Raw genomic sequence first — 13,760 nt, forward strand, 5'->3', positions numbered from 1 at the left:
AAGGGCCAGTAGAACGCAGGCCGCAGCGTCAACTTTCAGGCGCGGTGCTAGGCACCTGCACGTAGACGCCGTCTTCGCGGGTTTCTAACGGGAAGCGGGTGAGGGGGCGGGTGCGGCCTTTGCATTCTTCACCGGTGATCAGGTGAAACCGATAGCTGTGCCAGGGGCAGATGATTTCGTTCAGGTAATTGGTGGTACCCCGGCTAAGGGCATCGCCCAGGTGCGGGCACAGGTTCTCCACCGCAAAAAGCCCGGCTGGGGTGTGGGCCACGCAGATTTCCCGTCCGGCCGCCATCACGGCTTTGGAACGGGTGAGCGGCACCTGGCTTTTAGCCTCGGCTTCACTGTCAAAGAGTTTGATCCATTGCATAGAAGTGCGTACGCGGAAAGGAGAAACCTGTTTTGGCGGTAATTTCCTAAAAAGTGGGGAGAAACAATGGGGAAAAGTTAGAAAGGCTGTAAAATGAAAAAGCCCGGAAAAACCGGGCCCCTTACACCAAACTAACAAACAAAACTTTTAAACAAACCTAAATGCTAAACAAGATCCGGGGAAAGCAGCTGGCTGAGAGGGAATCAGGAGCTGTGGTCTTGTTTAGTGATACAAAGATGCAGGGACTTTGCCCCATCGGCAACCTCAATGAGAGGAAACAGGCCTTTTCCTGCCTGAACTCAGATAAACACGGAGTGAAGTGGAAGTAGCAGGAATGAACCCATTCACCAAGCCGCTGAAACCAATTCCAAAAAGAAAGGTTCTTCTTCAAAAGGTGTAAAAAAAGTGCCCATTCTTACGAAAAAGAGAGTTTTATATTGTGGAATAGGGCAAAAATAATTGCTTGTCTGACGAAAATGGAGCGGAATCCTGAAAAGTGTAATTATTTCAGTTTCCGTTATCTGAAGGGCATTTAGCAATTTTTCAAGCAGGATGAAGGCGTATGAAAAGGAAAGCTCTTCTGGGAATTTCTATTAGCCAGCCTTGTTGGGGTGGCAAGTGGTAAACGAGGAGCCAGACAATCTTGAAAACCCAGTCAGCAGCTAACGCCGTTCATCAACTTCCTTCCACCGGATGGGAAGCAAATGAAAAAGCCCGGAAAAACCGGGCCCCTTACACCAAACTAACAAACAAAACCTAAATTCTTTTGAAGAGGCTGACCTTCATCAGCGGTCAACGGGGCAGCCGGTCTTAAACCTGTGTCCTCTCCCTTGAGAGAGGCCTTTCTGCCTGGTTGATGGTACAAAGTTGGCCTTTGCCAGGGCCTTTGGCAACCTATACCAGAGGAAGCAGGCCATTCTCTGGCTGAACCCCGCAAAAGAAGGAGTGAACCGGGTTTATACGGATCGTCCTGAATAAATTCATCGGAGAGCAGGTTTGGTGTAGAGGGCAAAAGAAAAGCCATTCTGGAGAGAATGGCTAAAAAAGGAGGTAAAAAAAAAGTGCTTAAAAGTAGTCTATTACCAGAGCGCAAGCGGATAGAATAAGACTACTTTTAAGCTGAAATAGAGTGTGAATGTAAGTATTTAAACGGAGGTAACCCCTTAAGGTTTAGAGGAGAGGAAAGAAAAATAAGATTTTTTTTCTTCCACCTGTCTGGGTTGCTCCAGGACCATTATTTTCAAGGTTTTCTCTCCGGCGTTCCAGTTTTTGAAATGGGTCAGGTCGGTCCATAAGCGGTCACCTGTTTTCACGGCAATGGTTTTCTCTTGCCCATCTGGAGTCACCAACTTGAGGGTTCCATCTGAGGCGGCATAGGCTTCCTGTTCCGGCGAGGCATGGAAATCCAGGAACTCACCCGGTTTCAACTCCAAGGACAGAATGCGGAGGTGGTCGGTTTTCAGTACTTGCTTGAAGACTTTAGAAGTGCGGGAAGCGGGACTGCTGGGCGTAGTGCCCCCAAAGGCAGGTGCCAGGCTAACCAGGAAGCAAATGGTAAAAAAGGCGGAAATGAAACGTGTTTTCATGATTTTTATAAATTAAAAAGTTTAAACATTCATAGAAGAACTTGCCTGTTAAAAGGAGAGCCCTTTTGATTATATAGATGCACAATTGGGGAATACGTTGCTTGGGAATCCGTTAAATTTTTGTTAAAACGCAGAAAATGAGGATGAAGCTTGAGAAGTAGCCCCTGAAGTAGCGCTTTTGAAGGGTAAAAAAGATGGTATTTTGCGCCTGTTTTTTTGAAAAGGCTCCATAAAGAGTTCCGGTCTGTAAACCAGAATCCTAGATGCGGTTCAGAGCGGGCTTCTGACCTAAAGGAGGAGCTTAGATACTGCGGTGATAACAGGCGGGTATACGCCCACATTCCGTCCCCCTTTGGAGGGGTAGGGAGATAATGACTCTTGCCGATCAGCCATTCCCTAGATCTTGTATCACGCTTGCCATTAAAGGTACTAATGGTTCTTCTTGCGCTTTGGTCATCCCTCTATCCCCCTTTTAAAGGGATAAGGCCGTTATGTTCTACTTTGAAGGGGTAAGGTGGGGTGAAGTCCATTCTCATTCTTACATAGTTTGAGGCTTTCGCCTCACTGAAGTTTCAAACTTCAGTTCATTTTAAGTCCAAGTTAGAAACTTGAACTAGCTATATATTTAGAACTTTGCAGCCCTGCCCCTTCAAAGGGGGGGACATATGACGTACCCTACTTCAAGACCTAAAAGCGGAACAAGAGACGGTAACAAGGCTCATAGAATCTTATAAGAGGCTTTGGCGTCTGCTGGAAAAGGATTCCAAAGTCTGGGTTTCCCCTACTAGTGTCATCCGAATTCAAGGGATAGCTTCAGGAGGTTTTCTTGTAAGAGGACTCTGAAATGGAATGCCAGGACACCCCAAGACTCAGCCTGTTCCCCTGTATAGGCTAATGCTAGGCAAAGGAGCAGGCTGAGTCTGGCAAACATATGATGAGGCTGACAAGAACATGAAAAGAAAACCGTTTAGGGTCTGTTTTACTAAAAGCAGCCCCTAAACGGTTATAAAATACTATGGGATAGGACAGGGTTAAGAAGGGTCTACGTCAATGACCACCCGCACCTGTTTAAATTCTTTCGTTTTAAGCAGCGTCTGCACCGCATCAAGCACCTGCGCCTTTGACTCGCGCAAGTGGCCGCTTTCGCGGTCTAGTTTCACATGGATTTCCTGCAGGAACTGGTTCCTGATCTTGAAGATATGCGGGGCCTCGGGGCCTAATACGCTGGTTTTGCCTAAGCGGTCGGTCAGTTCCTTAGCCAGTAAGATAGCGGCGCCTTCACATGGTCTTGCCTCTGGGTGTTTTACGGTAAGCCTGATCATGCGTACGAAAGGGGGGTATCGGAATTTTTGGCGGTCTTTGATTTCCTGCTCAAAAAGCCCGGCGTAATCATTTTCAATGACCCGCTGAAAAATAGGTTGGTTGGGGTTGGCGGTCTGGATAAGGACTTTGCCTTTGTTTCCTTTCCGGCCGGCCCTTCCACTTACCTGCACAAAGAGCTGGTAGGCTCGTTCATGGGCCCTGAAATCAGGAAAGTGGATGATGCTGTCGGCGCTGAGGATGCCTACCAGGCTCACGTGCTCAAAGTCCAGGCCCTTGGTCACCATTTGGGTGCCTACCAGAATATCGGTGCGCTGCTGCTCAAAATCCTCAATAATTTGCTGGTGGCTGTTCTTCTTTTTGGTGGTGTCCAGGTCCATGCGCTGGATACGAGCCTGGGGCATGATCAGCTTCAGTTCATCCTCTATCTTCTCCGTACCGAAGCCTACTGTCTTGAGCATGGTAGAGCCGCAGGCGGGGCAGTCGGTGGGCTTCCGTTCGGTGTAGCCGCAGTAATGGCACCTAAGCTCATTGGAGAACTTGTGGTATGACAAACTCACGGCGCAATTGCGGCACTTGGGAATCCAGGCGCAGTCATTGCAGTCAATGAAGGGGGCGTAGCCCCGCCGGTTCTGGAACAGGATCACCTGCTCATGGCGGTGCAGGGTGTCTTCTATGTCATGCACCAGGCGGTTAGAGAAATGGCTGAGCATGTTCTTGCGCAGGCTTTCCTGCCGGGTGTCTACCAGTTCCACCTGGGGCAGGGTAGCCTCGCCGTAGCGTTCCAGCAGGTTCACCAGCCCCCAGCGGCCGCTCTGGCAATGGTAATACGTCTCCACTGACGGCGTAGCCGACCCCAGCAGGGTCTTGGCGCCCTGGAACTGGGCCATCATGAAGGCCACCTCGCGGGCGTTGTAGCGCGGCGCCGGTTCGTGCTGTTTGTAAGACGGTTCATGCTCCTCGTCCACAATGATAAGCGAAAGCGAGTGGAACGGGAGAAACACCGATGACCGCACGCCCACTACCACCTGGAACCGACCTGACAAGATGCCGTTCCAGACTTCCACGCGCTCATTGTCAGAGAACTTGGAATGGTACACGCCCAACCGGTCCCCGAAAACGCGCTTGAGGCGCGTCACGATCTGAGCGGTGAGCGCGATCTCCGGGAGCAGGTACAAAACCTGACCGCCTGCCTCTACCGCTTTGTTGATCAGGTCAATGTAAATCTCGGTCTTGCCGCTGCCCGTGATGCCGTGCAACAGCACCGTGCTTTTCTCTTCAAAAATCTCCAGCACCTGGTCGCGGGCCAGGGCCTGGGCGGGCGAGAGGTCAGACGCCAGGTACGGGCCCCGGCCTTCAGCCATGGGGAAGCGGCTCACTACCATGTCAAACTGCTCCAGCACCCCTTTCTTGAGAAGGGAATTGATCGCCGACAAAGACAGGTGCGGGTTAGAGGTGAGCACGTTTTTCTCCAGGCCCTCTTCATTCATGCGCAGGTTTTGCAGAATGGGCGTGAGTTGCACGTATTTGAGCAGCACATCCAGTTGCTTGGGCTTGGGCGCCAACTGGTTGAACAGTTCTTCCAGCGTTTCCTCGTCGGTGGTGAAGGAAGAAGCCAGCCGTACCTTCTTGACTACTTTAGGTGCGTATTTCTCCGCGATCTCCTCATAGATGATGATGATGTCTTTGAGGAGCAGGGATTTGATGATCTTATGGAAGCTGGTGAGCTGCAGGAGCTGGCCAACCTCGGTGAAGGTGAGGTGGGGCTTCTGGCGCAGGGCGAAGAGGATTTTCTCCTCGTGGGCCGTGAGGGGCCACTCGTTCGTTTCTGCCTGGAACTGGGGGTGCAGCTGGATCTGAGACTCACTGCTGAGTTTCAAAGCCGAGGGAAGGGCCGCGTTGATGACTTCGCCCAGGGTGCAGAGGTAATACTCAGCCATCCAGAGGAAAAGACGGAGTTGTGGGCCGGTGACCACGGGCTTCTCGTCAATGACTTCCAGCAGGTATTTGGCCTGGTATTCTTTGGGCGGCTCCTCATGGATACGTGCCACCACACAGCTGAGTACTTTCTTAGACCCGAACTGTACCAGCACGCGGGCGCCTACCAGCACTTCATCGCTCATCTGGTAAGGTACCCGGTAGGTGTAGAGTTTGGGTAAGGGTAAAGGTAAAATGACGTCCGCAAACAGGGTTACCCGTTCATGGACGTCATCAGCAGGAATATGGAATTCTAATTCTGGTGTCAAAGCGTCCGGTTTAGGCCAAAGTTCGGAAAAACAGGCCGGAAACGGAAGGCTTTCTTACTTCACTTGGTAGTCTTCCACCAATAAGGTCAATTGGTTGTCCTGGAGCACGGTAGCGTACAGCAACACAGGCTCGTCTTCGCGCACCTCCAGCTCCAGTTGCTCCACCAAAATGGATTTCACCGGCAGCCACACTTCTTTGTCTGCCGAGGTGAACAGCATCTCTTTGCGGTACTGGCGGATGTCTGCGGGTTTGAAGCCCTTCTGCTTCATGCGCTGGATGTTCTCCAAAGTGATGTTGCGGGTTTTCCCTTCATAAACCAGCGACAACCGGCAGGCCGGAAGACTGGTCTGGCCAGAGGGGACTTGGGAAACGGCGGGCGTGGTGCTTTGCAGGGCTTCCAGGGTGGTCTCAGGATGGGATTTCTGCAGGCGTTTCCAATAACCGTCTCCGTTCTGGGCCGAGGCAGTGGCGGCAAAGGCCAAGGTGACGGCCCCTAGTATGAGTAACTTCTTCACGAAAAGGAATGGGTTTAGGTTCTGGAGGAGCAACAGCAATTGCCCCCGGGCAGTTCTAAACTTAGCAGAAAAAAAACGTTTTCAGGATATTTTCTGAAAAACACCCCTTAATTACCCTTTCCAGTGGGTTGGTGAATTTTATTGAAAGCCACTGCCTTACCTTTTGGTCAGGGTTCCTATCTGCTCCAGGGCGGCAGCCACGGTCTGCACCGGTAGTTGGCAGGTCTTCTGGACGCACACGTACAGCGTGGTGTTCCCGTCCTGCGCATACCGGTCTTCTAATAAAGGCAAGCCCGAGTTTCCTGCTTCTTTCGTCCCGGCTAGTAAGACATTAGGTAAAAAGTGCTGGTGCAACAGGTTCCGGAAAGAGGGGGCCTCTGGACCAATGATAGCCACCTCAGCGGCAGGCTGCACCTTCAGGTAGTATAGGCTTGCCCAGTTGGCCAGATGAGACGGCTCCTGCACCACCAGGTCACGCACCCTGGCCAGCATCTTCTCTGACAGGTGGCTATGTTGGTCTTTGTCGAAGTAAAGGCCCAGCAAGTGCAGGTTCATAGCCATGACTGAGTTAGAGGCGGGTATGACGTTGTCAAAAAGCTCTTTCTTGCGGGCAATCAGCTGCTCGCCGGTAGCGCCGGTGAAGAAGAAAAGCTCCTCCTGTGGGTCAAAGAAGTGGGTGAGGGTTTCCTGGGTAAGGAGGCGGGCTTCTTTGAGCCATTTTTCCTCAAACGTGACCTGGTAAAGGCCAATCAAAGCCTGGATCAGGAGGGCATAGTCTTCCAGGAAACCGGCCACGGTGGCTTTGCCGGCTTTGTAGTTGTGGAACAGCTGGTTCCCTTGTTTCAGGTACTGCAGCAGGAAATGGGCGTTGGTGCAGGCAAGCTCCAGCAATTTAGGCTCCTGGAAAGCTTTGTAAGCATCAGTAAGCCCGGTGACCATGAGAGCGTTCCACGAGGTGAGGATTTTGTCATCCAGACCTGGTCGCACCCGTTGCGCCCTGGCTTGGAGCAGGATGTCTTTCCAATGCTGCACGCGTTCCTGCAATTCCTCCACTGAAAGCCCCTGGTCGGCGGCGAAGGCTTCATCGGTTTGGCGGCGGTGCAGGATATTCACGCCGTGCTCCCAGTTACCGGCGGCGGAGGTGTTGTAGTAGTGGCTGGCCAGTTCGGCTTGTTCGCCTAAAAGCCCGTTTAGTTCGGCTTGCGTGAATACGTAGAATTTGCCTTCCTCGCCTTCGCTGTCCGCATCCAATGACGAATAGAAGCCGCCGTCTGGGTGGGTCAGTTCCCGCTCCACGAAGGCCACGGTGTCCAGGACCACTTGCCGGTACAGATCGTTGCGGGTGACCTGGTAGGCCTCGGCGTACAGGCTGATCAACTGCGCGTTATCATACAGCATCTTCTCAAAATGCGGCACCAGCCAGTGAGGGTCTGTGGAATACCGGGCAAACCCGCCGCCCACCTGGTCATAGATGCCCCCCAAGGCTATTTCCTCCAGGGTGAGGTTCACTTGTTCCAGGGCCGCAGGATCTTGGCTATGGTGGTAGTAACGAAGCAGGAAGCGCCAGATGCTGGGCATAGGGAACTTGGGAGCTTCGCCCGTACCGCCTCTTTTCAGGTCAAAACGGCTTTTCAGGCGCTGGAACATTTGCTCCAGATCTGCTGCGTTCACGGCTGGATTGCTTTCCCGCAGCCCATACCGGGCCAATTCGCTTTGGTTCAAGTGCTGCGCGAACTGCTCTGCAGAGGTGTCCAGCTCCTTTCGGCTTTTAATATAGGCCTGGGCAATGCTTTGCAAGAGCTGCCGCCAGGTCTGGGGCGGGTAATAGGTGCCGCCGTAGAAAGGCTTGGCGTCTGGGTTCAGGAAGACATTGAGCGGCCAGCCACCTTGTACGCCCATGGCCTGTACCGCATCCATGTAGACCTGGTCCACATCGGGCCGTTCTTCGCGGTCTACCTTGATGCAGACAAAGTGCTGGTTCATGACCTGGGCAATCTCTTCCTGCTCAAAAGACTCATGCTCCATCACGTGGCACCAATGGCAGGCGGCATAGCCGATGCTGACCAGGATGGGTTTCTGCTCGTCTTGAGCTTTCTGCAGGGCTTCAGGACCCCAGGGGAACCAGTGCACAGGGTTATAGGCGTGCTGCAACAGGTACGGGCTGGATTCCTGCGCAAGGCGGTTAGGCTTCTTTTCCATGGTTCAAGAGCAAGTGGAGAACACTGTTTTCGCCTTCTTTCTGCAAAAAGAGCCTGAAACAGCATCAGTCTATACGCAACTGGCGCTGAACGGTGGCAATCTCAGTTTGCATGTCTGCCTCCAGAGACAAAGCCTGAAGCTTCTGCAGGAGTTTCTGCAGGAACTGTTGGTGGCCCTGGCTGTGGGGGTGGAACGGTTTGTGGGCCAGTTCCCGCCTGATCTCCTGCCAGCGGCCCAGGAAGTGGGTGAAGGCGGGGTCTGCGTAGGCCTGGATGAATTTTTCCCAGATGTAATCCTCGGCCATCTCTGAGGGGTGCAGCAGATCATTGGCGTAGAACCGGTAGTCCCGCAGGTCATCCAGCAGGATCTCGTAGGCGGGGAAGTAGGTGATCTGCGGATGGCTTTCCATGGCCTGATGAGCCGCCACCCGCAGCAGGCTTTTGCTCACAGCATTCAGGGGCAGGGTATCTTTCAGGTGCCGAACCGGGCTTACCGTAAGAATGACCTGTAGGCTGGGGTAATGCTGCTGCAGGAGGTGCAAGGTTTGCCGGGTATCCTGGACCAGTTCGTCCAGCGAGAGCAGGCGCTTGGTAAAGGCTTTCTGGGGTATTTTGTGGCAATTGGCCACGAAACTTCCGGTGTCGTTTCGGGCATAGACATAGGCGGTTCCCCAGGTGAGCAGCAAAGCCTGGGTCTGGCCTAAGAAAACGCGGGCCTTTTCCAACTGCACCTGTAGCTGCCGCACCAATTCCTCTGGCTCTGCGTGGGAAAAGGAGGAATGGAAATCATAATGGTACCAGATGCCGTTCTGCTCCACCAGCCCCGCCGCCAGGTCGTGGGTGTCTTGGGTGATGGCTGCCCGCAGCAGCTTGTGCAGCGACAAGGGGTTGAAGATGGTGCCGAACGGGTTGACCAGGACCTGCGCTTTGGCCTCCTGCAGCCTCCGGCCCATGACCTCCGCAAAGCAGGAGCCCATGGTGAAGATGCCTTTGGTGCGGGAAAACCGGATGGGCGCGATAGGAACGGTGACTTCAGTGCGGAACGGCATAGGCAGATAAACGGTGAGCGGAGGGTGAAGGTACTAAAATCTCTTTTACGCCTCTTTGGTTAAAATAGGGTATAAATCTGCCAGGGAATGGATGGTAAACCGGGGTTCTGCGGCCAGGCAGGCCGCTTCAGCGCCATACCCGTAGGCGGCCCAACAAGAAACAAGGCCGGCATTATTGGCGAACTGCAGGTCGGCGTCGGTGTCGCCCACCATGAGTACCCTTGAAGCCGGTACCTCAGGATAGCGGGGTTGAATGACCTGTTCATACGCCATGGGGTGGGGTTTCTTCTGGAGCGGGTGCTCCGGATTATCGCCCAAGACCAGGGCAAAGTGCTGACGCAGGTTAAACCGGTCCAAGGCGTCTTCTATGGCCCGTTGGCCTTTGTTGCTGATGACCACGCAGGTGACCTGCTGCACTTTGAGCTGGGCCAGCAGGTCTTCCGCGCCTGGGAACAGGGTGGTGAGTTGGCCGCCCTCGGTGTCATAGAGGCGGCGGTAATGAAGGCCCCAGTCCCTTAGTTCACCTTCGTTCTGTGATCCTTGCAGGGGCGGGTGGAGCTGGGGCAACAGTTCTGAGATATTACCGCCCGTGCCTACCGCCTGTTTGATGGTTTCTGGAGTGGGAGGGGGCAGGGCCTTCTCCTCAAACAACTTCTGGAACGTGTAGAGAATGGCTTCTTCTGTGGCGCACAACGTACCGTCAAAATCAAAGATGACAATTGGAAAAGGAACCATAGAATAGAATCAAGGTGTGAATTACCGCATACTCCGCCGCTGCCGCATTTGTTTTAAGGGTTCTTTCTTGAAAAGAGGCGGAAAAGGGAGGCAGGAACCTAAGGGAAAGGGAAATGCTGGTTCTACCCTAAAAACAAAATGTCCTGCCGGGGTACGGCAGGACATTTAAAAAGGAGTGTGTTGTACTGCTTAAGCAGCCACCACGTTGAAACGCACTTGGTGCTTCACTTCTTTGTGTAGGTTGATCGTAGCGGTGTACTCACCCAAAGACTTCACCTCTTGGTCAAAGTCGATGCGCTTGCGGTCTACTTCATAACCCAGGGCTTTCAGAGCCTCAGATACCTGCAAGGTAGTCACGGCACCGAAGATCTTGCCGCTCTCACCTGCTTTGGCAGGGATCTCTAACAAGGTGTCACCAATACGGTTGGCTAATTCCTGGGCATCTTTTTGGATTTTCTCAGCTTTGTGGGCTGCCTGGCGGGTGTTCTCAGCCACTACTTTACGGGCAGAAGGGGTAGCCATTTCAGCTAAGCCTTGCGGGATCAAGTAGTTACGGCCAAAACCTGGCTTTACAGAAACGATATCGTTTTTATAGCCAACGCCTTTCACGTCATCTTTCAGAATAACTTCCATCTTGTTTTACCTCCTTATTTTAAAGAATCCGTTACGTAAGGCAAAATAGCCAAGTGGCGTGCTCTGGCAACCGCCTGAGATACACGACGCTGGAACTTCAAGCTGGTTCCAGTTAAACGACGGGGCAACAGCTTGCCTTGCTCGTTCACGAACTTCAATAAGAAGTTACCATCTTTGTAATCAATGTACTGGATTCCGTTTTTCTTGAAACGGCAGTATTTCTTGCGCGTGTCTTGCTTGTGGATTTTCTCGTTAACTAAACTCATGACGCTTGGGCCTCCTTCTCTTTTTTAGATGATTTGAATTCACCGTTTCTGCGGCGCTCGTTGTAAGCAACAGCGTGCTTATCCAGGGCAGTGGTCAAAAAGCGGATGATTTTCTCATCGCGACGGAAAGCAAGTTCTAAGGCATCTACAATGGTAGAAGGTCCTTGGAACTCCACGAGGTGGTAGAAACCAGTGTTTTTCTTCTGGATTGGGTACGCCAGTTTTTTTAGGCCCCAGTTCTCCTCATGAATAATGTCGGCGCCATTTTCCTTAAGCACCTGTCTGAACTTCTCGACCGTCTCTGTCATCTGAGCCTCGTTCAGCAACGGGGTCATGATGTAGAGTACTTCGTAATTTTTTAAAGTCATTTGAAAAAATGATTTTGGTTCGAAGGGGCAAAGGTAGAGCGATTTCTGACAGAAACCAAGCATCTTCAAAGATAAAGTGCAGGCACAGAGGCCATGTTCCCCTGATGCCTTTCCGGGATGATGCCTGGGGCGTATGCGACCTTTGTCTTTCTAGTATTTGGGTTTGCGTCTGTGGTTGAATTCTCGCCTACAAAGGATTCTGGCCTGGTTTGGTAAAATCAGGGAAGAAACGGGTTTGCCCCGTACAACCACCCTAGTGCCGGGAAGAAGGTTGCTGCAAGGGAGGAGTGGAGGTAGGGATTATCATCTATTGAGGGTTGTGAGAACTCCTCCTGCTTGGGCTGGTCATATGAAATATAATATGGAGAGGGCCAAATGAGGTAGGTGTTCCCTTTATATATAAGGAGTCCATCTAAAGAACAAGGAGGCAACTTCCTTCTATTGGCTATTGGCTTCCTGGTAGATTCTGCTCAAGCACCTATTGGACGGCACCCCTTTTGATGAGCGCCATTGGTCGGTCCATCAAGAAAGAGGAACAGCGGACAACAAACTGCTTCAGGCAAGAGCCGACACCTGAAAGACTAGGGAGAAAGGCGCACGTCTGAGAATGGAGGAGGTAGATGAGCTTGTTGAACGGGAACCGGAGGGGAGAAACTACTCTGTTTTCCTTTTTTTAGAAGAATTTAAAGGGGTGAAGATTAACAGACCCAAGAAACCAAAGGTAAAATTGGTTTCTGTTAAGGTGACATAAGCTAAAAAAGCCCGCGATTGAAACGCAACTCCGTATTAACCCTCGTTCTAAGGCAGAATAAATACTAATTAGGATATTTTCGAGTGTTTAATTGTGTTTTGTAGATATCAAAATGCCATCTCTCAGAACTTATTGCTCCCGAAGAGGGTATAGGCAGAAGCCCTTTGGGCAGGGGGTGAGGAAAACCAGGGTTTAATTTATAAAGGTTCTAAATAGGGCTAAAACAGCCTGTTAAAGGCCTTATGCCTCTCTAAACAAGGAGTTAAGAGAGGCTTCTATATAGCCTAAAAATAAGGAATATTAAGTTTGATTAATGGTCTTGGGGTAGTAGATTTGTGCCCGTAATGTACTTTCACTTTTCTTAACACTACAATTAAGCTATGATTAGCTGTAAAAAGAGAGCAAAATACACTTTCCTACTCCCTTTTCTCTTCATCTTCTTCGTCTTTTCAAGTGCGTTTGCACAGGCGCCAGAGCAGGCTGAGATTGGGACGGCAGGTGTAACTCCAGGCTCTGCTGCTCCGGCAGCCGCCGGAGGTGGTGCTGACGCAGGCGTTATTGACGCCGGAAGCACCCTGTTTAAAAACAACTGCGTTCAGTGTCACTCAGTGGGTACGGACGTTGTGGTAGGTCCCGGCCTCCAGGATGTTCACAAGAGAAGATCAGAAGCCTGGTTGATGAAATGGATCAAAAACTCCAGCGCCCTGATCCAAAGTGGAGACAAAGATGCGGTGGCGGTATTCAATGAATACTCAAAACAGCAGATGCCCTCTTTCGCCTTCTCAGATGATGAGTTGAAAGCGCTCATCGCTTACATGGCTAGCGAAAGTGCCAAGCCTCAGACCGCTGCTGCCCCTTCTGGAGGCCCTGATACTGCACCAGGTCAAAACGTGGGTACTGATGCCATAGGAGCCGGTATTGGTAACACCATTGATTTGCTCTTGGTAGTATTGGTGGTGGTGCTGTTAGTATTGGTGATCACGCTGATCATTATTGCTTCAGTTCTTAAAAACTACCTTAAAGGTAAAGGTGACTTGACCGGAGCCGAGCAGGAGTTGCTGGAGCGCCGCACCAACTTTGCCAATATCTACAAGTCAAAGGCCGTACGCATTATTGTAGGGTTAATCTTTGTAGTGGTGTTGGTGGATATCTCCATAGATAAAGTGATGGGGATTGGTATCCAGCAGGGGTATGCTCCAAGACAGCCTATCGCTTTCTCGCACAAACTGCACGCTGGTGACCACCAGATCAACTGTAACTACTGCCACACTTCAGTATATAAGAGTGCCAGCGCCAACATTCCTTCGGCTAACATCTGTATGAACTGCCACAGCCAGATCAAGAAAGAGTCTCCAGAGATTCAGAAGATCTACCGTGCCATTGAAAACAACAAGCCAATTGAGTGGGTGCGGGTACACAACTTGCCTGACCTGGCTTATTTCAACCACTCACAGCACACCAAAGTGGGCGGGGTAGAGTGCCAGACGTGTCACGGTCCTATTGAGACCATGGAAGTAGTGGCCCAGTACTCTCCGCTCACCATGGGCTGGTGTATTGATTGCCACCGGAATACCCCTCTTAACACCGAAGGCAATGCTTATTATGACAACTTAGTGAAGTTGCATGAGAAGCAATCAAAAGGCGCGTTCATTGTAGCGTCAAATGGTGGTACAGAATGTTCAAAGTGCCATTACTAATCAATTCCATATCCTGAATTTGAGT

Annotated in this window: 11 protein-coding genes; 1 reads left to right on the top strand and 10 read right to left on the bottom strand. The window is 51.5% G+C overall.

Features of this window, described 5'->3' with window-relative positions; all coding sequences use genetic code 11:
* Positions 1-28 precede the first annotated feature (28 nt).
* From FOE74_RS08005 to rpsF, 10 genes are all read right to left on the bottom strand, one after another.
* A complete protein-coding gene (locus tag FOE74_RS08005; protein WP_149098059.1) occupies positions 29-370 on the bottom strand; it encodes a Rieske (2Fe-2S) protein in 342 nt (113 codons plus the stop codon).
* 1,163 nt (positions 371-1,533) lie between these two features.
* A complete protein-coding gene (locus FOE74_RS08010) occupies positions 1,534-1,956 on the bottom strand; it encodes a hypothetical protein (protein ID WP_149098060.1) in 423 nt (140 codons plus the stop codon).
* 1,031 nt (positions 1,957-2,987) lie between these two features.
* Complete coding sequence (gene priA / locus FOE74_RS08015) at positions 2,988-5,522, bottom strand: replication restart helicase PriA (RefSeq protein ID WP_188686508.1); 2,535 nt, start codon at positions 5,520-5,522, stop codon at positions 2,988-2,990.
* A 54-nt stretch (positions 5,523-5,576) separates the two neighbouring features.
* Positions 5,577-6,038, bottom strand: coding sequence for a hypothetical protein (locus FOE74_RS08020; protein ID WP_149098061.1), 462 nt, complete (start codon positions 6,036-6,038; stop codon positions 5,577-5,579).
* A gap of 156 nt (positions 6,039-6,194) precedes the next feature.
* Positions 6,195-8,237, bottom strand: coding sequence for a thioredoxin domain-containing protein (locus FOE74_RS08025; protein ID WP_149098062.1), 2,043 nt, complete (start codon positions 8,235-8,237; stop codon positions 6,195-6,197).
* 64 nt (positions 8,238-8,301) lie between these two features.
* Positions 8,302-9,285: a GSCFA domain-containing protein gene (locus tag FOE74_RS08030; RefSeq protein WP_149098063.1), complete on the bottom strand. Its 984-nt coding sequence runs from the start codon at positions 9,283-9,285 to the stop codon at positions 8,302-8,304.
* A gap of 45 nt (positions 9,286-9,330) precedes the next feature.
* A complete protein-coding gene (locus tag FOE74_RS08035; RefSeq protein ID WP_149098064.1) occupies positions 9,331-10,020 on the bottom strand; it encodes an HAD family hydrolase in 690 nt (229 codons plus the stop codon).
* A 189-nt stretch (positions 10,021-10,209) separates the two neighbouring features.
* Positions 10,210-10,653 (bottom strand): 50S ribosomal protein L9, encoded by a 444-nt coding sequence (gene rplI / locus FOE74_RS08040; RefSeq protein WP_149098065.1) that lies wholly within the window; start codon positions 10,651-10,653, stop codon positions 10,210-10,212.
* A gap of 14 nt (positions 10,654-10,667) precedes the next feature.
* Positions 10,668-10,919, bottom strand: a complete 252-nt coding sequence (gene rpsR, locus FOE74_RS08045) for a 30S ribosomal protein S18 (RefSeq protein WP_048921044.1) — start codon at positions 10,917-10,919, stop codon at positions 10,668-10,670.
* Positions 10,916-11,287 (bottom strand): 30S ribosomal protein S6, encoded by a 372-nt coding sequence (gene rpsF, locus FOE74_RS08050; RefSeq protein ID WP_149098066.1) that lies wholly within the window; start codon positions 11,285-11,287, stop codon positions 10,916-10,918. Before rpsF ends, rpsR begins: the two co-directional genes overlap by 4 nt.
* A gap of 1,236 nt (positions 11,288-12,523) precedes the next feature.
* Here rpsF and FOE74_RS08055 point away from each other — a divergent pair.
* The gene (locus FOE74_RS08055; RefSeq protein WP_225840740.1) at positions 12,524-13,735 is read left to right on the top strand and encodes a c-type cytochrome; all 1,212 of its coding nucleotides are present in this window, start codon (positions 12,524-12,526) and stop codon (positions 13,733-13,735) included.
* Positions 13,736-13,760 lie beyond the last annotated feature (25 nt).

It is taken from the genome of Rufibacter glacialis (assembly GCF_008271745.1).
GTDB classification, from domain to species: Bacteria; Bacteroidota; Bacteroidia; order Cytophagales; family Hymenobacteraceae; genus Nibribacter; species Nibribacter glacialis.